The 20401-nt window shown below is 58.1% G+C and carries 19 protein-coding genes and 2 pseudogenes; 13 read left to right on the forward strand and 8 right to left on the reverse strand.

All coding sequences use genetic code 11. The annotated features are described in order from the left end of the window. Positions 1-147 precede the first annotated feature (147 nt). From ACOI7D_RS00990 to ACOI7D_RS01000, 3 genes are read right to left on the reverse strand one after another with little or no spacing between them, the layout of a single operon-like run. The gene (locus ACOI7D_RS00990; protein WP_109547474.1) at positions 148-1407 is read right to left on the reverse strand and encodes a glycerate kinase type-2 family protein; all 1260 of its coding nucleotides are present in this window, start codon (positions 1405-1407) and stop codon (positions 148-150) included. A 2-nt stretch (positions 1408-1409) separates the two neighbouring features. Next, on the reverse strand, positions 1410-2498 hold the full coding sequence (locus tag ACOI7D_RS00995; RefSeq protein WP_049015005.1) for a tartrate dehydrogenase: 1089 nt from the start codon (positions 2496-2498) through the stop codon (positions 1410-1412). 14 nt (positions 2499-2512) lie between these two features. Further along, the gene (locus ACOI7D_RS01000; RefSeq protein WP_004203856.1) at positions 2513-3823 is read right to left on the reverse strand and encodes an MFS transporter; all 1311 of its coding nucleotides are present in this window, start codon (positions 3821-3823) and stop codon (positions 2513-2515) included. A 127-nt stretch (positions 3824-3950) separates the two neighbouring features. Between ACOI7D_RS01000 and ACOI7D_RS01005 the strand changes: the two genes are divergently transcribed. After that, positions 3951-4859, forward strand: a complete 909-nt coding sequence (locus ACOI7D_RS01005) for a LysR family transcriptional regulator (RefSeq protein WP_109547475.1) — start codon at positions 3951-3953, stop codon at positions 4857-4859. Positions 4860-4906: 47 nt separating this feature from the next. On the opposite strand, the pseudogene ACOI7D_RS01010 reads toward ACOI7D_RS01005, so the two are convergent. Then, positions 4907-5171 (reverse strand): annotated as a pseudogene (locus tag ACOI7D_RS01010) (MarR family transcriptional regulator); the annotation flags it as partial. Positions 5172-5342: 171 nt separating this feature from the next. On the opposite strand from ACOI7D_RS01010, the pseudogene ACOI7D_RS01015 reads away from it, so the two are divergent. From ACOI7D_RS01015 to ybiX, 3 genes and pseudogenes are all read left to right on the forward strand, one after another. After that, positions 5343-5672, forward strand: a pseudogene (locus tag ACOI7D_RS01015) (short-chain dehydrogenase); the annotation flags it as partial. A 323-nt stretch (positions 5673-5995) separates the two neighbouring features. After that, positions 5996-8281, forward strand: a complete 2286-nt coding sequence (locus ACOI7D_RS01020; RefSeq protein ID WP_060591035.1) for a catecholate siderophore receptor Fiu — start codon at positions 5996-5998, stop codon at positions 8279-8281. Positions 8282-8329: 48 nt separating this feature from the next. Continuing rightward, a complete protein-coding gene (gene ybiX, locus ACOI7D_RS01025) occupies positions 8330-9007 on the forward strand; it encodes a PKHD-type hydroxylase YbiX (RefSeq protein ID WP_032428774.1) in 678 nt (225 codons plus the stop codon). 78 nt (positions 9008-9085) lie between these two features. On the opposite strand, the gene ompW is transcribed toward ybiX, so the two are convergent. Continuing rightward, complete coding sequence (gene ompW / locus ACOI7D_RS01030) at positions 9086-9724, reverse strand: outer membrane protein OmpW (protein WP_048334791.1); 639 nt, start codon at positions 9722-9724, stop codon at positions 9086-9088. A 269-nt stretch (positions 9725-9993) separates the two neighbouring features. On the opposite strand from ompW, the gene ACOI7D_RS01035 reads away from it, so the two are divergent. The 4 genes from ACOI7D_RS01035 to yciA all read left to right on the forward strand — a co-directional run bounded on the left by ACOI7D_RS01035 (position 9994) and on the right by yciA (position 12276). Then, entirely contained in the window at positions 9994-10407 is a 414-nt protein-coding gene (locus ACOI7D_RS01035; RefSeq protein WP_023289312.1) for a YkgJ family cysteine cluster protein, read from the forward strand. A 25-nt stretch (positions 10408-10432) separates the two neighbouring features. Further along, positions 10433-11176 carry a YciC family protein gene (locus ACOI7D_RS01040; RefSeq protein ID WP_023289311.1) on the forward strand — a complete coding sequence of 248 codons (744 nt, stop codon included), beginning with the start codon at positions 10433-10435 and terminating at the stop codon, positions 11174-11176. A gap of 54 nt (positions 11177-11230) precedes the next feature. Continuing rightward, entirely contained in the window at positions 11231-11770 is a 540-nt protein-coding gene (locus tag ACOI7D_RS01045) for a septation protein A (protein WP_004203842.1), read from the forward strand. 107 nt (positions 11771-11877) lie between these two features. After that, complete coding sequence (gene yciA, locus ACOI7D_RS01050) at positions 11878-12276, forward strand: acyl-CoA thioester hydrolase YciA (RefSeq protein WP_002901629.1); 399 nt, start codon at positions 11878-11880, stop codon at positions 12274-12276. A gap of 29 nt (positions 12277-12305) precedes the next feature. Here the strand turns inward: yciA and ACOI7D_RS01055 are convergent, their stop codons facing one another. Continuing rightward, entirely contained in the window at positions 12306-12842 is a 537-nt protein-coding gene (locus ACOI7D_RS01055; RefSeq protein ID WP_023283571.1) for a YniB family protein, read from the reverse strand. Between the two features lie 188 nt (positions 12843-13030). On the opposite strand from ACOI7D_RS01055, the gene hxpB reads away from it, so the two are divergent. The 4 genes from hxpB (at position 13031) to ACOI7D_RS01075 (ending at position 16820) form a co-directional block, all read left to right on the forward strand. Then, positions 13031-13699 (forward strand): hexitol phosphatase HxpB, encoded by a 669-nt coding sequence (hxpB, locus tag ACOI7D_RS01060; protein WP_017898668.1) that lies wholly within the window; start codon positions 13031-13033, stop codon positions 13697-13699. A gap of 150 nt (positions 13700-13849) precedes the next feature. Further along, the gene (gene kduD, locus ACOI7D_RS01065) at positions 13850-14611 is read left to right on the forward strand and encodes a 2-dehydro-3-deoxy-D-gluconate 5-dehydrogenase KduD (protein WP_032452531.1); all 762 of its coding nucleotides are present in this window, start codon (positions 13850-13852) and stop codon (positions 14609-14611) included. A gap of 91 nt (positions 14612-14702) precedes the next feature. After that, a complete protein-coding gene (locus ACOI7D_RS01070; protein WP_023289309.1) occupies positions 14703-15293 on the forward strand; it encodes a metal-dependent hydrolase in 591 nt (196 codons plus the stop codon). A 135-nt stretch (positions 15294-15428) separates the two neighbouring features. Further along, on the forward strand, positions 15429-16820 hold the full coding sequence (locus tag ACOI7D_RS01075; RefSeq protein WP_023289308.1) for an L-cystine transporter: 1392 nt from the start codon (positions 15429-15431) through the stop codon (positions 16818-16820). Between the two features lie 60 nt (positions 16821-16880). On the opposite strand, the gene cedA is transcribed toward ACOI7D_RS01075, so the two are convergent. Beyond that, positions 16881-17135 carry a cell division activator CedA gene (cedA, locus tag ACOI7D_RS01080; RefSeq protein ID WP_008807754.1) on the reverse strand — a complete coding sequence of 85 codons (255 nt, stop codon included), beginning with the start codon at positions 17133-17135 and terminating at the stop codon, positions 16881-16883. A 190-nt stretch (positions 17136-17325) separates the two neighbouring features. Here cedA and katE point away from each other — a divergent pair, with 190 nt between their 5' ends. Further along, positions 17326-19584 (forward strand): catalase HPII, encoded by a 2259-nt coding sequence (gene katE / locus ACOI7D_RS01085; protein ID WP_109547476.1) that lies wholly within the window; start codon positions 17326-17328, stop codon positions 19582-19584. A 56-nt stretch (positions 19585-19640) separates the two neighbouring features. On the opposite strand, the gene chbG is transcribed toward katE, so the two are convergent. Then, complete coding sequence (gene chbG / locus ACOI7D_RS01090; protein WP_072413024.1) at positions 19641-20399, reverse strand: chitin disaccharide deacetylase; 759 nt, start codon at positions 20397-20399, stop codon at positions 19641-19643. Between the last annotated feature and the right edge of the window lie 2 nt (positions 20400-20401).

Genomic DNA, 20401 nt, shown 5'->3' on the forward strand with positions numbered 1-20401 from the left:
ACGCCTGCACATCAGACTGAACGATGATCGACACCTTGACGCCAGGCGATGCGCTTTAACGTGGAAATTGATGGCGGGCGGATACCGAAGATTTGCACCATGTTGAAAGTAAAAATATCGCTCTCCCTGGTACAGGAGAGCGATAGGTCAGGCAATCAATATTGCCCGAATATCGTTTACGTTGGTTAGCGTTGGGCCGGTCATTACCAGGTCATCGAGCGCATGAAAATAGCTATAGCTGTCGTGTGCATCAAGATAACTAGCCGCATTTAGACCACCCATTTTGCCGCGTGTTAGCGTGTCCGGGAATACCAGCGCACCTGCTGCATCTTCCGTTCCGTCGATACCATCACTGTCGCCGGCGATTGCCCATATACCGCTTTCTCCCTGCAACGCACAGGCCAGACTGAGCGCAAATTCAGTATTACGACCACCCTTCCCGTGCTGACCCTGACTTACCGTCACGGTGGTTTCGCCACCCGACAACAGCACTGCCGGACCGGAAACCGGATGACCATATTGCTTCACGGATTTAGCAATCCCGGCCATAACAATGGCCACTTCACGACTTTCGCCTTCTAACGCATCGCCGAGAATAAGCGGCGTCAGTCCGTGTCTGCACGCAGCCAGCGCGGCAGCCTGCAAAGCCCGCTGCGGCGTGGCAATGAGTTTTACTTCGCTGTTCGCTGTACTTTCAACCGGGCCTGCCGGCTGGCTTAGCAGTTTATGAACAGGTTCCGGGGTATGAATACCGTAGCGCTGAAGTACCCGAAGCGCATCAAGCGGCGTACTGTCATCGGCGACAGTAGGACCTGATGCCACATCTGCCGGGTTATCCCCCGGCACATCGCTGATAATCAGTGACACAATACGGGCCGGTTGCGCCATTCTTGCCAGCTTGCCGCCTTTCACCGCGGAGAGATGACGACGTACCAGATTCATCTCTTTGATATTGGCACCGCTGTGGAGTAGCGCGCGGGTAATGGCCTGCTTATCTTTCAATGTTAATCCTGGTGCGGGCAGCGCCATCAACGCCGACCCGCCACCGGAAATGACCGCCAGCACCAGGTCATCAGAGGTCAATCCGCGCAGCGCTTCCACAATCAGCATGGCGGCAACTTCGCTCATCGAATCCGATACCGGATGAGCAGCCTCGATAATCCGGATGCGACCAGCAGGCACCGCGTAACCGTAACGCGTCACCACCACGCCAGACACATCCACATCCGGCCAGGCTGCATCCACAGCCGCTGCCATTGCCGCCGAGGCTTTACCGGCACCGATTACCACGCAGCGGCCACGCGGTTTTTCCGGCAGGTTAGACAGAATCGCAGGCCCGGCTCGGGCGCTGTCGACAGCATGCTGAAAAATATCCTGCAGGATCTCTGTAGGCTGTTCATTTATCATGGTTATACGGTCTCGGCGATATTTGCTCTGGCTTCGATAAATTCCACTACAGCGCGGGTGACGTCCGCGGTACTGGCCGTTCCACCGACATCTGGCGTCAGAATGCCTTTCTCACAAACATATTCGATACTTTCCATAATCAGCGCCGCGGCGTTACGCTCTCCCAGATGTTCAAGCATCTGTACCGCAGTCCAGAAGGTTGCTATCGGGTTAGCAATGCCTTTGCCGGTGATATCAAAAGCTGAACCATGGATAGGTTCGAACATGGAAGGGAAGCGGCGTTCCGGATCAATATTGGCGGTCGGCGCTACGCCCAGACTGCCCGCCAGCGCGCCGGCCAGATCGGAAAGGATATCGGCATGCAAATTGGTGGCAACGATGGTATCCAGGGTCTGGGGATGCAGCGTCATGCGGTGCGTCATCGCATCGACCAGCATCTTGTCCCACTGCACATCCGGGAATTCCTGCGCCACCTCGGCGGCAATCTCATCCCACATCACCATTCCGTGGCGCTGGGCGTTGGATTTAGTCACCACGGTCAGCAGTTTACGTGGACGAGACTGCGCCAGTCTGAAGGCATAGCGCATAATGCGCGTAACCCCGACGCGGGTGAAGATGGCCACCTCGGTGCCGACTTCTTCCGGTAAGCCACGGTGTGCACGGCCGCCGTTACCGGAATACTCACCTTCGGAGTTTTCGCGCACAATCACCCAGTCAAGATCGCCGGGCCCGCGGTTGCGCAGCGGTGAGGTGACACCCGGCAGGATTTTGGTTGGACGCACGTTGGCGTACTGGTCAAACCCCTGGCAAATTGGCAGGCGCAGACCCCAGAGTGTGATGTGGTCAGGGACATCCGGTGCGCCCACCGCGCCGAAGTAAATGGCATCAAATTTTTTTAGTGTGTTCAGCCCTTCTTCCGGCATCATCACGCCATGTTTTTTGTAATAGTCCGACCCCCAGTCAAAGGTCTCCACATCAAACTTCAGCTGCGGATCGTGGCGTGTCAGTGCATGCAGCACTTCAACACCTGCCGAGATGACTTCAGGACCAATACCGTCGGCAGGTATGGCGGCAATTTTATAGTTACGCATAGTAAATTCTCCGGTTAATGAGTATGAGGATGAGTGAGTTCTGCCGTTTGCGGTTTACCCGCCCTGGCAGAAAGGATCAGGACAATGAGGGCCGAAATAGCCAGCAGTCCGGCGACAAAGTACAGGCCCCAGGTGTAGCTACCGGTCTGCTCGCGGATCACGCCAATCATCATCGGGCCGACAAAGCCGCCCAGATTGCCGATGGAGTTAATCGTGGCAATACCCGCGGCCGCAGCCGGGCCGCTGAGGAACACGGTAGGCATACTCCAAAGGGGCGGTTTCGAGGCGCTGATGCCTGCGGTGACCAGGGTTAAGGCAACAATCACGGTAAACAGTGTGCTGACGTTACCGGCGTAAATCAGACCGGCTGCTGCCAGCAGGCAGGCACCAATCACATGCCAGCTGCGCTCTCTGGTGCGGTCAGAATGCCGCGCCCACAGGATCATGGCGATGACGCCGATGACCGCCGGGAAGGCGTTGAGGAAGCCAATCTCCAGTGAGGTAGCACCGAAGCTGCGGATGATTTGCGGGGACCAGATGCCAAGTGTGTACAAGCCGGCAGAAGTACCGAAATAGACCAGCGCCAGAGCCAGTACCCGCTTATCCGCCAGTCCTTTCCATGCGCTGCTGTGGTTCTGTTTTGCCGCCCGGGCCAGCTCCTCGGCCTGCATGGTGTTTTCCAGCCATGCACGCTCTTCGTCAGTCAGCCATTTGGCTTTGGCCGGACGATCGGTAAGAAAGAACAGAACCACAACGCCGAGTATCAGCGCTGGCAAGGCTTCCAGCACAAACATCCACTGCCAGCCGGCGTAGCCGAGAAAGCCATGCATCTCCAGCAGGGCGGCAGAAACAGGCGATCCCAATGCTGTAGAGAGCGGGGCTGCGGCCATAAAGATGGCGGTAACCTGCGCGCGTCTGGCTGCCGGGAACCAATAACTGAGATAAAGGATAATTCCCGGGAAGAAACCGGCTTCCGCTACGCCGAGTAGAAAACGCAGAATGTAGAAGCTCGTCGTACCCTGCACAAAAGCCATGCAGCCAGAGACCAGGCCCCAGGTGATCATGACGCGGGCGATCCAGATGCGGGCCCCTACTTTATGGAGAATTAAGTTTGACGGCACCTCAAACAGAAAGTACCCCAGGAAGAAGATGCCGGCGCCCAGCCCAAAAACGGTGGGTGAAAAACCCAGATCCTGATTCATGGTCAGGGCGGCAAAGCCAATGTTGACACGGTCGAGGAAGGCAATGAAGTACAGCAGCATGATGAAAGGAATAATGCGCAGGGTAACCTTGCGCATCACCTTCTTTTCGAGGTCGTTTTTCATGACGGATGCTCCATAGTGATGTAGGGTTGTTATCGTTTTGTAATAAACCCAGTATGAAGTTTTGAACCGCTTTATCATTGGCATGGCTTTATATAAATAATTTGCATAATCAGGTTTTGGTGAAAAAATGGATATAAATCAGCTACGTTGCTTTGTGGTATTGGGTGATGAGCTTCACTTCGGCCGTGCTGCCCGTAAACTTGAAATGATGCCTGCGTCACTGAGTCGCTTCATAAAACTGCTGGAAGATGATTTGGGGATAAGACTACTGAATCGATCGACCCGCAATGTGTCGCTAACGCCTGAAGGTGCCGCCTTTTTAAATGAGGCCAAAACGGTCATTGCTGATTTCGATGCGCTACGGCAGCGATTCCGGAAAAATAGCCTGTTGCAGAAAAGGACGTTGCGGATCGGAGCTATCGATAGCGCAGCCAAAGGATTACTTCCTGAACTGCTTAATCTTTTCGTCAGGCGTTTTCCGGAGGCAGACATTCATCTTACGGAAGATAAATCTCATAAACTTATCCCCCGACTCATTTCAGGATGGCTGGATGTGGTCTTTGTACGTCCGCCGGAACATATTGATGCCACGCTGACAACACGTTTTATCGCCAATGAAACCTGCGTGCTGGCCGTGCCCGCTAACCACCGCCTGGTCAGTTATGACGAAGTCAGTATCGATGACTTCCGACACGAGCCGGTTATCGTGCCGGAAAGAGGCACCCGGCGTCACAGCCATGACCTGACAATGAATATTTTCAAGGAGGGTGGCAGCATGCCTGTCATCGCGCAGTATGCCGAAGAGAAGCAGACTATCCTGAGTTTTGTTGCCGCTGGACTGGGCATCGCTCTGGTGCCTGCGTCATATAAAGATATGAATGCGGACGGCGTGAAATACCTTAAGCTCGCGCCCAAAAAACATATCGAAGGCCTTCCCCTCAGCGCGATGTGGCATCAGGGAAATAACACTATCTATTTGCGATCCCTACTGGAGATACTTTCCGACAACATCGACGAGCTGACCCGTTATTTGTGACGGAAAAAGATGATTGTTGCGCCGGGGCGGCAACACGCGAGAATTTAGTTCGGTTGCTTACAGGCGAGCCCCTGGGCTTCCAGTTTCTTCACCTGGCGACTGGCGGTGGTGTTATCGCGCCCTAAATGATCCGCCAGCCCCCCCCCCCACCGGGCCATGGCGCCCTACCGCCACCAGCAGCGGAAACAGCATCTGTTCCAGCTGGACGCCGGCCGCCTGGAGGATCTGCTCATCGCGCACCGGCTGGTTCATCACGCTGATGATATCCAGCAGCGCACGGTCTTTACCCTTGGATAAAAATCGCTTCCGCACAAAAGATGGGGTTGATATATTAAATGAGAAATATTATCTTTCTCATTACTGAATAGTTGAGTAAATAACTCAGGTATTCAGTACGACATTGCTCACATTGCTTCCAGTATTTTTGCCCGCACTTGTGCGGGCTTTTTTTTACTCACAACACACCTCACGCACCAGCTGTCGCAGCCAGCGGTCAAGCCGCAGGGGCTGCTGGGCGTGATGTCCTCCGGCCAGGGCAGTCTGACGAACAATCTCGGCGGCCAGCGGGAGCTCTACCGCGGAAGTAAAGCCGCGCTGAATATGTTCATGCGCAGCTTCGCCGCTCGCCCCACCTCGGCCTCCCACCCGCTGGTAGTGATGGCTCCGGGATGGATCCGCACCGAGCTCGGCGGGGCCGACGCCCCCCTGACCATCGAAGAGACCATCCCACGCCTGGTGAACGTCCTGCTCGACAAGCAGCGGCGCCCGGGACTGGAGTATCTGGATTACCAGGGCCGCACGGTGCCCTGGTAAGCCCGCCGGGACGCCTGCCTCCGGGCGTCCTCCGGCGCCCGCCCGGCGTCATTGCTCCCAGATCACCACGCCATGTACCGCTTTGTCCCGCCGCCTTTGCCGAGCTAACTCGCCTTTTTTGTTCAAAATTTATGAAATTTGTAAACGGTGGTGAAGAAATCAGTTTAAACGTCAACTTTTCTGTGTAAATATTAAGGCGAATGATAACTATTCTTTTTATCATTTATAGAGTCACGCCGGGTCAGCGCAAGCCAGACGACGAATAACGTCGCTTTTGCGCGGCGTGATATGTGCGAATAACAAAAAATAAGCCTGCATTTATCATGGAAAAAAACGCTTCTCTGCCGTTTGGCAGTTTCAACTCATTGGCATTGTTTACGGGTCTGTGTCTGGGGGCCGCGCCGGCAACCGGCATGGCCGCGGAAAAATCAGTCAAAAATAATGAAGAGACGCTGGTGGTGGAAGCCGCCCCGCCTTCGCTTTATTCTCCCGGGGCCTCCGCCGATCCCAAGTTTAATAAACCGCTGGTGGATACCACTCGCACCATCACCGTGATCCCCGAACAGGTCATTAAAGATCAGGGCGTCACCAACCTGACTGACGCCCTCAAGAACGTCCCTGGCGTCGGGGCGTTTTACGCCGGGGAGAATGGCAGCTCAACCACCGGGGACGCCATCTTTATGCGCGGCGTGGACACCTCCAACAGTATTTATGTGGACGGCATTCGCGATATCGGCAGCGTGACGCGGGATACCTTCAATACCCAGCAGGTGGAAGTCATCAAAGGGCCCGCCGGCACGGACTATGGCCGCAGCGCCCCCTCCGGCTCGATCAATATGATCAGCAAGCAGCCGCGCCTTGACTCCGGGATCGACGGTTCGGCCAGCATCGGCAGCGCCTGGTCGCGCCGGGGTACCCTTGATCTTAACCAGGCCTTCGGCGACAACGCCGCGTTTCGCCTCAACCTGATGGGCGAAAAAACCCACGACGCCGGCCGGGATAAGATTGAGAACGAGCGCTACGGCATCGCTCCGTCGCTGGCCTTTGGCCTCGATACGCCCACCCGTCTGTATCTGAACTATCTCCACGTCCGGCAGAACAACACCCCGGATGGCGGCATCCCCACCGTCGGCCTGCCGGGCTATTCAGCGCCTTCGCCGAAGTATGCCGCGCTCAATTCCGCCGGTAAGGTCAATACCAACAATTTCTATGGCACCGACTCCGATTACGATAAATCCACCACCGACAGCGGCACCCTGCGCTTCGAACACGATCTGACGGACAATACCACCGTGCGCAATACCACCCGCTGGTCGCGGGTGAAGCAGGAGTATCTCCTGACTGCGGTGATGGGCGGCGCGAGCAATATCACCGCCCCCGACATCAATGACGTCAACACCTGGAGCTGGTCACGGCTGGTTAATACTAAAGATGTCAGCAACCGCATTCTGACCAACCAGACCAATATCACCTCGACCTTCAATACCGGCTCGATAGGCCATGACGTCAGCGCCGGCGTGGAGTTTACCCGGGAAAACCAGACCAACTATGGCGTCAACGCCCTGACCGCCCCGGCGGTGAATCTCTATCATCCGGTGAGCAGCCTGTCGATTGGCGGGCTGGACAGAAACGGGGCGAACGCCAACGGCCAGACCGATACCTTCGGCATTTATGCCTTCGATACGCTGGCGCTGACCGATCGGGTTGAGGTCAACGGTGGGCTGCGTCTCGACAGTTACCATACCAAATATGACAGCGCCACCGCCTGCGGCGGCAGCGGACGCGGGGCTGTCGCCTGCCCGCCAGGACAGTCGACCGGCAGCCCGGTCACCACTGTCGATACCGCCAAATCCGGTAACCTGGTTAACTGGAAGGCCGGGGCGCTGTATCGCTTAACCGAGCAGGGCAATATCTACGTCAACTATGCCATCTCGCAGCAACCGCCGGGGGGCAGCAGCTTCGCTCTGGCCGCCAGCGGCAGCGGCAACAGCGCCAACCGGACCGACTTTAAACCGCAGAAGGCGAAATCCAGCGAACTGGGCACCAAGTGGCAGATCCTCGACAAGCGCCTGCTGCTCAGCGCGGCGTTATTCCGTACCGATATTGAAAACGAAGTGGCCGCTAACGATGACGGAACCTGGTCGCAATACGGCAAAAAACGCGTGGAGGGGTATGAGCTCTCCGCGACCGGGAACCTGACCCCGGACTGGACGATCATCGCCGGCTACACCCAGCAGCATGCCAAGGTGACAGAGGGGCAGAATGTGGCGCAGGATGGCTCTTCCGCACTGGCCTACACCCCGAAACATGCCTTTACGCTGTGGACGCAGTATCAGGCCACCAGCGATTTGTCCGTCGGCGGCGGCGTGCGCTATGTCGGAAGCCTGCGCCGGGGCAGCGATGGCGCGGTCGGTACCCCGGATCACACCGAGGGCTACTGGGTCGCCGACGCCAAACTGGGCTATCGGGTCAACAGCAACCTCGATCTGCAGCTCAATATGTACAACCTGTTTGATACCGATTACGTGGCTTCCATCAACAAGAGCGGCTATCGCTATCATCCGGGCGAACCCCGTACCTTTATGCTGACGGCGAACGTCCATTTCTGAGTCTGTACGTGGGGCCATCGCGCCCCACCTTTTTGAGAGGACACCGCAATGATGTATCACATTCCTGACGTGCTAACGGCGGACCAGGTGGCTGAATATGCCCGCCTGCTGGCGCAGGCCGAATGGGTTGACGGGCGGGTTACCGTCGGCAGCCAGGGGGCGACCGTCAAACAAAACCAGCAGATCGATACCCGCACGCCGCTGTACGCCCGTCTGCAGGCCGCCGTACTCGACGCGCTGCGCGGCCATCCGCAGTTTTTTTCCGCCGCGCTGCCGCGGACGATTTCCGCACCGTTGTTTAATCGCTACGGGCCGGGGGAGACCTACGGCTTTCATGTCGATGGCGCGGTGCGTCAGAACGGCGAAGCGGGCTGGATGCGGACCGATTTATCGGCGACGCTGTTTCTCTGCGAACCGGAAAGCTATGAGGGGGGCGAACTGGTCATTGAAGACACCTATGGCCAGCATCGGGTGAAGCTCCCGGCCGGGCATCTGGTGCTCTATCCCGCCAGCAGCCTGCACTGCGTCACCCCGGTCACCCGCGGCGTACGCCAGGCCTCTTTCCTGTGGATCCAGTCGATGGTCCGCGACGATAAGCAGCGCGCGATGCTCTACGACCTGGACCGCACGATTCAGTCGCTCAAAACTCGCTTTGGCGACGGAGAAGAGGTGCTCTCCCTGCTCAATATGTATCACAACCTGCTGCGCCAGTGGACGGAAGTGTGATCCGCAGGCGAAGGGGTATCGCAGGGAGGAGTGAGGAGGCAACAAACTGGCCGTCCGCTGGCCAGTTTGCAGCAGGCGTTAGAACCGATAGCCTGCGGAGAACATAAACACCCACGGATCCAGGCGGGTGCTGACTTTCTGGTCCACGCCGTTGGCTTTGAATTTCACATCGGTATCGATATCCATGTACCACACCGACATATTCAGCAGCCAGTCACGGTTAATCAGGTAATCGAGGCCGACCTGCCCTGCCGCGCCCCAGGAGTCCTTCAGGCTCAGATCGGAAAGCCCGGCCGCCTTGCCGTTATCGTTAAAGTCTTCATTAAAGAAGGTGGTGTAGTTAATCCCCGCTCCCACGTACGGGCGCACCTTGCTTTGCGCATCGCCAAAGTACCACTGCGCCATCAGGGTGGGTGGCAACTGATGGACGGTGGCGATGGTGCCGGTTGGCCCGGTACCAACCTTATGGCGGAACGGCGTTGCCGCCAGCAGTTCCACGCCGATGTTATCGGTCGCCATATAGGTAAAAGTTAAACCCAGCTGAGTGTTGTTACTGACGTTGAAACCGCCAAGGCTGCCTAACACGTTGTCAGAGCCCTCCGTCGGTCGGACGGTGGCGGTCCCGGCGCGAATGAAAAATTCACCCGCTTCATGCGCCCAGACGCTGCCGGTGGAAAGAGTGCTTAGAATTAATGCCGCCGCTGCTAACTTCTTCATATCCACTTCCTCATTATGGTTTTTCAGCGCGGCCAAATATACCTATAACGAGTTACGTTTGATCTGTTTTAGATCACACTAAAACCTTAGATTTAACATTTATTGATCCAGATTAATTTTTGATACCGATCGCAATACGCTGAATCCTTCGCACATCAATTTTCACTTTTCGCGAAAAAAATTATTTCTGCCCCTCTTGCCGACGCTGAGGCGGCTGGATAAGTTAACTGCCGACAATCTGTGTTGATGCGTTTTTTTCAGGTGTAATTATGAGTGAAATCAACCCGTGCATGACGTGCGGTGCCTGTTGTGCGTATTTTCGTGTCTCTTTCTACTGGGCGGAAGCCGACGACGCGGGTGGCCTGGTGCCCTCCGCGCTGACCGAGCCGCTAACCCCTTTCCTGCGCTGCATGAGCGGCACCAATCAACGCCAAGGCCGCTGCGCGGCGCTATCGGGCGAGATCGGCGACGCCGTCCACTGCACTATCTATGAAAACCGTCCCTCGCCATGTCGCGAATTCGCCATGTCCGGGGAAGATGGCGAGGAAAACGACGCCTGCAACCGGGCGCGAGCGCGCTATGGCCTGCCGCCATTGCGGCCTCTTTACAAAGATATACCTGCCCTGACCGGCGCAGAGAGTGCTACGACGGAACGATTTGCGGTACAATCGCCGGCTAGTTAACACCTGCGACACTCAAGGAGAATGCATGTCTATCACGGCGAAGTCCGTCTACCGTGACACCGGGAATTTTTTTCGTAATCAGTTCATTACCATTTTGCTGATTGCGCTGTTGTGCGCGTTCATTACGGTAGTACTTGGCCATGCCTTTTCACCCAGCGACGAGCAGCTGTCGATACTCAGCGAAGGCGACAACCTCGCCGGTAGCGCAGGCCTGTTCGAGCTGGTGCAGAATATGACGCCGGAACAGCAGCAGGTTCTGCTGCGCGCCTCGGCGGCATCGACCTTCTCGGGTCTGGTGGGCAATGCGATCCTCGCCGGCGGCGTCCTGCTGCTCATCCAGCTGGTCTCTGCCGGTCATCGCGTCAGCGCTCTGCGCGCTATCGGCGCCTCGGCGCCGGTGCTGCCGAAGCTGCTGCTATTGATCCTCTTCACCACCTTCCTGGTGCAGATGGGGATGATGTTAGTGCTGGTGCCCGGCGTCCTGTTGGCCATTGTGCTGGCCTTTGCGCCGATCATGCTGGTGCAGGACAAAATGGGCATCCTCAGCGCCATGCGCAGCAGCATGCGTCTGGCCTGGGCCAATTTGCGGCTGGTGGCGCCGGCCATTATCGGCTGGCTGGTGGCGAAAACCCTGCTGCTGCTGTTCGCTTCCAGCTTTGCCGTGCTGACGCCGAACGTCGGCGCAGTGGTCATCAACACCATCAGCAACCTGATTTCCGCCCTGTTGCTGATCTATTTATTCCGCGTATATATGCTTATCCGTAGCTAATTTTAACCTGGACCTGGAAATTTCCCGGTCCGTCCTGACAGACGGGATCGATGTATGAAGCAGTTTCTGGATTTTTTACCGCTGGTGGTCTTCTTCGCCTTCTACAAGCTTTACGATATCTACGCCGCTACCACGGCGCTGATTGTGGCGACCGCCATCGTGCTGATCTACAGCTGGGTGCGCTACCGTAAAATCGAAAAAATGGCGCTGATCACCTTCGTGCTGGTGGCCGTCTTCGGCGGATTAACGCTCTTCTTCCACAATGATGAGTTTATTAAATGGAAGGTGACGGTGATCTATGCGCTGTTCGCCGGCGCGCTGCTGTTCAGCCAGTGGGTAATGAAAAAGCCGCTTATCCAGCGCATGCTGGGTAAAGAGCTGACCCTGCCGCAGCAGGTATGGTCGCGTCTAAACCTGGCGTGGGCGGCGTTTTTTATCCTCTGTGGGCTGGCTAATATCTATATCGCCTTCTGGTTGCCGCAGAATATCTGGGTTAACTTTAAGGTCTTCGGCTTAACCGCCCTCACGCTGGTCTTTACCCTGCTGAGCGGGATCTACATCTACCGTCATATGCCGCAGGACGACCACCACTAATTCCCCGGCAGCCTGCGCCCGCCTCCGCGGGCGCTATCCCCTATTCTCTCTCCGCCGTTTTCATAGTAGCATCCCGCTGATCGTCTTTGACCACAACAGAGTAGAGCATGACAACAACAGATCTCGCCCCGAAGGGCGAAATGGTTTTACGCACCCTGGCAATGCCGGCGGATACTAATGCCAACGGGGATATTTTTGGCGGCTGGCTGATGTCGCAGATGGATATCGGCGGCGCCATTATGGCCAAAGAGATCGCCCAGGGTCGCGTGGTGACCGTGCGCGTGGATGGGATGACCTTTTTACGCCCGGTGGCCGTCGGCGACGTGGTGTGCTGCTATGCCCGCTGCGTGAAGCGCGGCAATACCTCGGTCACCATTAACATCGAAGTGTGGGTGAAAAAAGTCTCTTCAGAACCAATTGGCCAGCGCTACAAGGCGACGGAAGCGCTGTTTATCTACGTTGCCGTCGATAATCAGGGTAAACCACGCCCTCTGCCGGCGGAATAAGATGGCGCCCGGCTAACCGGGCACCTGGCTTAGAGAAAGCCCAGCAGCGAGAAGAAGAAGTAGCCGATGACAATTACGATCACCGGCAGCACGTACAGCGGGAAATACTGCACCAGGATCGTATGTCGCGGCACCACAATGCGTTCGGCGAGCTGCTCGCGAGTTAACCCTTCCGCGCCTTTCGCCTGCTCGAGGATCAGCTGATCCTCAATCCCCTCGCGGAGAAATTTCGCCTGCCGCGCCATCCGCGCGCCGGAGGCCTGCAGCGCCATACCGACGAACACCAGAATGAAGATAATCCAGAAGCCGATGTTCAGGCTGTGGTGGAAATCCGGCAGCGGTGAGTTGTACCAGAAAAAGTTCAGGAACGGCGTGTTAAAGCGCATCATCTCAATCATGACGTGCGCAAAATCCATCATTACCGCGTCAATGCCGGGTTTCTTTTCACTGTGCTCATACATAAATTTGAGGACAGAAATCAGCGTCGACAGCACGGCGGGAATAAAGATGACCCATCCCAAAATACGTTTGATGACCGCAATGCGTCCAGCTTGTTGGTACGTCATGAGTTCCCCTTGTTAAAGACGCGTTAGTGGTTCGCCTGCCGCCCGTGGCGTGGCGCAGGCGCTCCTCGCTTACCCGAATGTGTCGGGTATAAGTCTATCTTCCACGGCGAATTTCGCCCAATAACGCGCGGTATGATATACCATGAATGCCGATTCGTTTATCTGATTACGCAACAGGAGAAGGACATATGTCAGCGAAGCGCCGCATTGAGGCTGCGATTTTTGATATGGACGGGTTGCTGATTGACTCTGAGCCGCTTTGGGATCAGGCGGAGGTCGAGGTCATGGAGAGCCTGGGGGTGGATACCCGCCGCCGCGATGAACTGCCCGACCTGCTAGGTCTGCGAATTGACCTGGTGGTGGATCTGTGGTACGCGCAGCAGCCGTGGCGCGGCGTGGACCGCGCGGAAGCCACCGCGCGCATTATCCGTCGCGCCATCGAACTGGTGGAAGCCTCACGTCCGCTGCTGCCGGGGGTGCGAGAGGCGGTGGCCCTGTGTAAAGCCCAGGGGTTGAAGGTTGGGCTGGCCTCAGCCTCGCCGCTGGTGATGCTGGAGAAAGTGCTCAATATGTTCGAGCTGCGCGATCAGTTTGATGCCCTCGCCTCGGCGGAGCATCTGCCCTGGAGCAAACCGCACCCGCAGGTGTATCTCAACTGCGCTGCCGCCCTCGGGGTCGACCCACAGCGCTGCGTCGCGCTGGAGGACTCGGTCAACGGCATGATCGCCAGCAAAGCTGCGCGCATGCGCGCTATCGTAGTGCCGGAAGCGGAGAACAGCCGCGACCCGCGCTTTGTGCTGGCGGACGTCAAGCTGCCGTCACTGCAGGCCCTGACCGTCGAGGCGCTGCTCGGGTAAGGCCGCTGGCGGCTGACGCGATCGCCGTCACGCCGCCGGCAATAAAAAACAAAACAGCGTTTCATTTTAATTGTAATTTTGTTTTTCTGCCTCTATGCTGGGCACAGGTGGCGTCATCGTACGCCTGAAGATCAGCACGCAGAGGTGAATATGGTACTGAACGCCTTCGACCTGACGGGTAAGGTCGCCATCGTGACCGGTTGCGATACCGGCCTGGGACAGGGAATGACGCTGGGCCTGGCGCAGGCCGGATGCGATATCGTCGGCATCAATCGCAAAATCCCCCACGACACGGCCGCGCAGGTTGAGGCGCTGGGCCGCCGCTTTCATGCCATTCAGGCGGATCTCAGCCATCAGGATGATATGACCGTTCTGGTCGACCAGGCGGTGGCGGCGATGGGCCGGGTCGATATTCTGGTTAACAACGCCGGGATTATCCGCCGCCATGACGCCCTGACCTTCACGGAAAGCGACTGGGACGCGGTCATCGATCTGAATTTGAAAGCGGTTTTCTTCCTCTGCCAGGCGGTCGCCAGGCAGTTCATTCGCCAGGGTGAAGGCGGGAAAATTATTAACATCGCCTCGATGCTCTCGTTTCAGGGCGGGATCCGCGTCCCCTCTTATACCGCCTCGAAAAGCGGCGTGCTGGGTCTGACCCGCCTGCTGGCCAACGAATGGGCTGGCCAGGGTATCAACGTCAACGCCATTGCGCCCGGGTATATGGCCACTAATAACACCCAGGCGCTGCGCGAAGATGAAGAGCGTAACCAGGCAATCCTTGAGCGTATCCCCGCCGGTCGCTGGGGGGTGCCGGGTGACCTGCAGGGGCCGGCGGTGTTTCTCGCCTCGTCCGCCGCCGACTATATTCATGGCTATACCCTGGCCGTCGACGGCGGATGGCTGGCGCGCTGAGAATTTGTGACAAAGAGTTACACCGTCACCTCTTCCGTGCACTGTATAAAAACCCTATACTGTATGAATCGACAGTTTAGGGTGTGTTATCATGACGGCGGAAGGCCATCTCTTCTTTTCAATCGCCTGCGCAGTATTTGCCAAAAACGCAGAGTTAACGCCGGTGCTGGCGCAGGGCGACTGGTGGCATATTGTGCCCTCCGCGGTCTTGACCTGCCTGCTGCCGGACATCGATCACCCAAAGTCGTTTCTTGGCCAGCGGCTGAGCTGGATCTCCAGGCCCGTGGCGCGGGCCTTTGGCCACCGCGGCTTCACCCACAGCCTGCTGGCGGTGTTTGGCGCGCTGACGCTATTCTACCTCAAGGTGCCTGACAGCTGGATTGTCCCGGCGGACGCCCTCCAGGGCCTGGTGCTGGGCTATCTCAGCCACATTCTCGCCGATATGCTCACCCCCGCCGGAGTGCCGCTGCTATGGCCCTGTCGCTGGCGCTTCCGGCTGCCGATCCTTGCGCCGCGCAAAGGCAACCAGCTGGAGCGCGCCTTATGCATGGCGCTGTTCGTCTATGCCGTCTGGATGCCGCAGACGCTGGCGGACAACAGCGCGATACGCTGGTCTTCCGGGGTGATTAATTCCCTGCAGATCACCTTCAATCGCTTCATAAGTCACCAGAGTGGGCGATAAACCGGCAGAAAACGCCATTTGGTTATAACCCATTCCATTTGAATATAAGTCCTTGATAACGCCTTCTGCTAACCTTGCGGTCATAAGAGCTGGTTATCCACCAGCCCAGGTTATAAAAATATCAGGAGAACGGGGATGAACTTTCCATTAATAGCGAACGTAGTCGTGTTCGCCGTATTGCTGTTTGCGCTGGGGCAAACTCGCCATAAACAGTGGAGCCTGGCCAGGAAGGTCCTGGTCGGCCTGGCGATTGGCGTGATCTTCGGTCTGGCGCTACAGCTGATCTATGGGTCTGACAGCCAGGTGCTGAAAGACTCCATCCAGTGGTTCAATATCGTCGGCAACGGTTATGTCCAGCTGCTGCAAATGATCGTTATGCCGCTGGTCTTCGCGTCAATCCTTAGCGCGGTGGCCCGCCTGCACAATGCCTCACAGCTGGGGAAAATCAGTTTCCTGAGCATCGGTACTCTGCTGTTCACCACCCTGATCGCCGCCCTGGTTGGCGTGCTGGTGACCAACATGTTCGGCCTCACCGCCGAGGGGCTGGTCCAGGGCAGCGCGGAGACCGCCCGTCTGAACGCCATTCAGAGCAACTATGTGGGTAAAGTGGCCGATCTCAGCGTCCCGCAGCTGATCCTCTCCTTCGTGCCGAAGAACCCGTTTGCTGACCTCACCGGGGCTAACCCGACCTCGATCATCAGCATCGTCATTTTCTCGGCCTTCCTCGGCGTCGCAGCCCTGAAGCTGCTGAAAGAGGATGTGGAAAAAGGCCAGCGCGTACTGACCGCCATCGATACCCTGCAGGGCTGGGTGATGAAGCTGGTTCGTCTGGTGATGCAGCTGACCCCTTACGGCGTGCTGGCGCTGATGACCAAAGTGGTTGCCGGGTCGAATCTACAGGATATCATCAAGCTTGGCGGCTTCGTGGTGGCCTCGTACATCGCGCTGGGCATCATGTTTGTCGTTCACGGCCTGCTGCTGGCGATTAACGGCATCAGCCCGCTGAAGTACTTCCGTAAAGTCTGGCCGGTGATTACCTTCGCCTTCACCAGCCGCTCCAGCGCCGCCTCCATTCCGCTGAACGTGGAAGCGCAGACCCGTCGTCTCGGCGTACCGGAGTCGATTGCCAGCTTCTCCGCCTCCTTTGGCGCCACCATTGGTCAGAACGGCTGCGCCGGTATCTACCCGGCCATGCTGGCGGTGATGGTCGCACCGACCGTAGGCATCAACCCGCTGGATCCGATGTGGATTGCCACCCTTGTGGGCATCGTCACCGTCAGCTCGGCGGGCGTCGCCGGGGTGGGCGGCGGGGCCACCTTCGCCGCGCTGATCGTCCTGCCGGCGATGGGCCTGCCGGTGACCCTCGTGGCGCTGCTGATCTCCGTCGAACCCCTGATCGATATGGGGCGTACCGCGCTGAACGTTAACGGCTCCATGACCGCCGGGACGCTGACCAGTCAGTGGCTGCGCCAGACCGACAAGTCGATTTTCGATAGCGAAGAAGAGGCCGAACTGGCGCATCGCTAAACGGTAAGCACAAAAAAACCGCTGATAATCAGCGGTTTTTTTTTTATTTCTGCAGCAGATTCAGGCTTCAATCTCACCTTCCTGACGCACCTGGTTAGCCCAGCGCTGCGCCGACTCCGGCACGCTGAACGCCGGTGAACGGCGGAAATGCTCCCCCATCAGCAGAAAGGCGACATACTTCCCGCGCAAAATCCAGACATCGCGAAAATGGTCCATTTTCACGGCATGTTCCGGGGGCGCAGGCTCCACGCGCGGCACGTAGCTAATGACAGGGCGATTTTGTTGGCGCAATGGTTTCATAACAAATGGATTCACTAAGCAAAGCGGGAAACAGAAACCTCTATCATAGCCGATCGTGGCCCCGTTCGTCGCCCCCCTGCCGCCGATGCGCATTTTAGGATAACTCCCTGCCCCCTCGCCGGGCGCAGCCAGCGTAATGTTCTATAGTTAGAAGGGTTTTGGTTTATCAACGACCACTTTTAGCAATGAAAGCAGGAGACGAGCAATGTCTGATAAGCACCCAAACCCGCACCACCAGCAGGCACCGGTTCACGGCAGCGAGGAAGCGCAGCCGGGTCTCGACTCGCTGGCGCCGGATGACCGGGAGTGGCGCCCCACGCCGAAACCCACCGCCCCTGGCGCTGAACCGACCGCCCCTGGCAGCCTGAAAGCGCCTGATACCCACAGCAGCAAACTTGACGCCCTGGAGCCGCAGCGCAAAGGCGGAGAAGACTATCCGCTGACCACCAACCAGGGCGTGCGCATTGCCGACGATCAGAACTCGCTGCGCGCCGGCGCCCGCGGCCCAACACTGCTGGAAGATTTCATTCTGCGGGAGAAGATCACCCACTTCGACCATGAGCGAATTCCGGAGCGTATCGTACATGCCCGCGGCTCAGCGGCCCACGGTTACTTCCAGCCCTACAAAAGCCTGACAGCGTTGACCAAAGCCGATTTTCTCTCGGCAGCCGATAAAATCACCCCGGTCTTTGTGCGCTTCTCCACCGTGCAGGGCGGCGCGGGGTCGGCGGACACCGTTCGCGATATTCGCGGCTTCGCCACCAAGTTTTACACCGACGAGGGGATTTTTGACCTCGTCGGCAACAACACCCCGGTCTTCTTCATTCAGGACGCGCTGAAGTTTCCCGACTTTGTCCACGCCGTGAAGCCTGAGCCCCACTGGGCCATCCCCCAGGGACAAAGCGCTCACGACACCTTCTGGGACTACGTTTCCCTGCAGCCGGAAACGCTGCACAACGTGATGTGGGCGATGTCCGATCGCGGCATCCCGCGCAGCTATCGCACCATGGAAGGCTTTGGGATCCACACCTTCCGCCTGATCAATGCCGAGGGCAAAGCCACCTTTGTTCGCTTCCACTGGAAACCGGTCGCCGGCAAGGCGTCGCTGGTGTGGGATGAAGCGCAGAAGCTGACCGGCCGTGACCCCGATTTTCATCGCCGCGATCTGTGGGAGGCCATTGAAGCCGGGGACTACCCGGAATTTGAGCTCGGGCTGCAGCTGATCCCCGATGAGAACGAATTTGATTTTGACTTCGACCTGTTAGATCCCACCAAGCTGATCCCTGAGGCGCTGGTGCCGGTGCAACGGGTCGGCAAAATGGTCCTCAACCGCAACCCGGACAACTTCTTTGCCGAGAACGAACAGGCGGCCTTCCATCCCGGGCATATCGTACCGGGCATCGATTTCAGCAACGATCCGCTGCTGCAGGGACGTCTCTTTTCCTACACCGATACGCAGATTAGCCGCCTCGGCGGACCGAATTTCCATGAAATCCCGATCAACCGGCCAACCTGCCCGTACCACAACTTCCAGCGCGACGGTATGCACCGGATGGAGATTGACACCAACCCGGCCAACTACGAACCCAACTCGATCAACGACAACTGGCCGCGCGAGACGCCGCCAGCCGCCAAACGCGGCGGTTTCGAGTCCCTTGCCGAACGCGTCGACGGCGAGAAGATCCGCCAGCGCAGCCCTTCATTCGGCGAATATTACGCCCAGCCGCGTCTGTTCTGGCTGAGCCAGACGCCGATTGAGCAGCAGCATATTATCGATGGCTTCAGCTTCGAGCTCAGCAAAGTGGTCCGCACCTGGATCCGCGAGCGGGTGGTCGATCACCTGGCCCATATTGATACCCGGCTGGCGGAAGCGGTCGGGGCGAATTTAGGTATTGAACTGAGCGATGAGCAGCGCAGCCTCATTCTACCCTCCCCGGTCAACGGCGTGGAGAAAGATCCCACCCTCAGCCTCTATGCGGACGCCGAAGGGGATGTGAAAGGTCGCGTGGTGGCGGTGCTGCTCAATGAGCGTACCTCGGCGCAGGACCTGGTCCATCTCCTGCAGGCGCTACAGGCCCAGGGCGTGCACAGTAAACTGCTCTATTCGCGGATGGGCGAGGTCATCGCCGACGATGGTTCTCCCGTGCCGATCGCCGGCACCTTCGCCGGTTCCCCATCGCTGACGGTGGATGCCGTGGTGGTGCCCGGCGGCGACCTCAGCGCCCTGAGCCAGAGCGGCGATGCGCGCTACTACCTGCTGGAGGCCTATAAGCACCTGAAGCCGATCCTGCTGGCAGGCGATGCGCGGCAGTTAACGTCGGTTCTCCAGGTCCCGGCCCAGGGCGAAGAGGGCGTCATCGTTACCGATGCTCTCGACACCCCGGCGGCAGATAAACTGCTCGCCCTGATGACGGCCCACCGGGTGTGGTCGAGAAGCCCGAAAATCGCCGCTATTCCGGCATAGCAAAAAGCCCGGCACGGTGTGCCGGGCTTGACTCACTTTCCTTTCCCCCGTCGGGCTTACACGTCGCGGTAGGTTCCCAGGCGATAACCCCGGTCGGCCACCGCCGCTTTCAGCGTGGCAGAGGTCAGCACATCAAGCTCGCCCAGCCGCGGGTAGCAGTAGGCGCTGCCCATGATGGTCTGGTCGACAAAGGCCGGATGACACATCACCTCCAGGGAGCGCTCCTCGCGGGCGATTGAGGCGTCCAGCGTCTGCAGGAACAGCGCCTCAGAGACGGCTTCCCCATAAAACTCGCTGCTGAAGCCTGCGCTGCTGCGCGCCGCCTGCTGATCGAGACCGCTCTGCGCCGCCACCTGGCGATCGATGCGCAACGCGATGCCCTTGTCGCGGGCAAAAGCGGCGACGATGGGATAGATCGGGGCGATCATATGGACATGGTGATGGCTGTCGAGATGCGTCGGCTCATGGCCGAAGAGATCGATAAAACGACGGTACTGACACGCCAGCTCGTGGGCAATCTCCTCCAGCGGCAGGGTATCTTCTTCCGCCTGCTGCCAGATCCATTTGCCCAGCCGGCCGTCGCGGGTTAACCCCGGCATGGCCGACAGCGGTTCGCCCAGCGTCAGCACAAAGTGCATCCCGACCGCCAGCTCCGGCGTACTGCGGCTCAGCTGGGCGGCGTGGTCAATAGCCGCGCCGTTGACCAGCGCCGTAGTCGATGTCACCACGCCGTTGCGGCAGGCTTCGATAATGCCGTAGTTCTGCCCTTTACTGAGGCCGAAGTCGTCGGCGTTGACGATCAATACGCGTTCCATTT

The organism is Klebsiella sp. C360 (genome assembly GCF_048822415.1).
Lineage (GTDB): Bacteria > Pseudomonadota > Gammaproteobacteria > Enterobacterales > Enterobacteriaceae > Klebsiella > Klebsiella quasipneumoniae.

Bases quoted from the DNA above. Each gene is read 5' to 3' on its own strand.
- ACOI7D_RS00990 (WP_109547474.1), bottom strand. From the start codon at position 1,407: ATGATAAATGAACAGCCTACAGAGATCCTGCAGGATATTTTTCAGCAT.
- ACOI7D_RS00995 (WP_049015005.1), bottom strand. From the start codon at position 2,498: ATGCGTAACTATAAAATTGCCGCCATACCTGCCGACGGTATTGGTCCT.
- ACOI7D_RS01000 (WP_004203856.1), bottom strand. From the start codon at position 3,823: ATGAAAAACGACCTCGAAAAGAAGGTGATGCGCAAGGTTACCCTGCGC.
- ACOI7D_RS01005 (WP_109547475.1), top strand. From the start codon at position 3,951: ATGGATATAAATCAGCTACGTTGCTTTGTGGTATTGGGTGATGAGCTT.
- ACOI7D_RS01020 (WP_060591035.1), top strand. From the start codon at position 5,996: ATGGAAAAAAACGCTTCTCTGCCGTTTGGCAGTTTCAACTCATTGGCA.
- ybiX (WP_032428774.1), top strand. From the start codon at position 8,330: ATGATGTATCACATTCCTGACGTGCTAACGGCGGACCAGGTGGCTGAA.
- ompW (WP_048334791.1), bottom strand. From the start codon at position 9,724: ATGAAGAAGTTAGCAGCGGCGGCATTAATTCTAAGCACTCTTTCCACC.
- ACOI7D_RS01035 (WP_023289312.1), top strand. From the start codon at position 9,994: ATGAGTGAAATCAACCCGTGCATGACGTGCGGTGCCTGTTGTGCGTAT.
- ACOI7D_RS01040 (WP_023289311.1), top strand. From the start codon at position 10,433: ATGTCTATCACGGCGAAGTCCGTCTACCGTGACACCGGGAATTTTTTT.
- ACOI7D_RS01045 (WP_004203842.1), top strand. From the start codon at position 11,231: ATGAAGCAGTTTCTGGATTTTTTACCGCTGGTGGTCTTCTTCGCCTTC.
- yciA (WP_002901629.1), top strand. From the start codon at position 11,878: ATGACAACAACAGATCTCGCCCCGAAGGGCGAAATGGTTTTACGCACC.
- ACOI7D_RS01055 (WP_023283571.1), bottom strand. From the start codon at position 12,842: ATGACGTACCAACAAGCTGGACGCATTGCGGTCATCAAACGTATTTTG.
- hxpB (WP_017898668.1), top strand. From the start codon at position 13,031: ATGTCAGCGAAGCGCCGCATTGAGGCTGCGATTTTTGATATGGACGGG.
- kduD (WP_032452531.1), top strand. From the start codon at position 13,850: ATGGTACTGAACGCCTTCGACCTGACGGGTAAGGTCGCCATCGTGACC.
- ACOI7D_RS01070 (WP_023289309.1), top strand. From the start codon at position 14,703: ATGACGGCGGAAGGCCATCTCTTCTTTTCAATCGCCTGCGCAGTATTT.
- ACOI7D_RS01075 (WP_023289308.1), top strand. From the start codon at position 15,429: ATGAACTTTCCATTAATAGCGAACGTAGTCGTGTTCGCCGTATTGCTG.
- katE (WP_109547476.1), top strand. From the start codon at position 17,326: ATGTCTGATAAGCACCCAAACCCGCACCACCAGCAGGCACCGGTTCAC.
- chbG (WP_072413024.1), bottom strand. From the start codon at position 20,399: ATGGAACGCGTATTGATCGTCAACGCCGACGACTTCGGCCTCAGTAAA.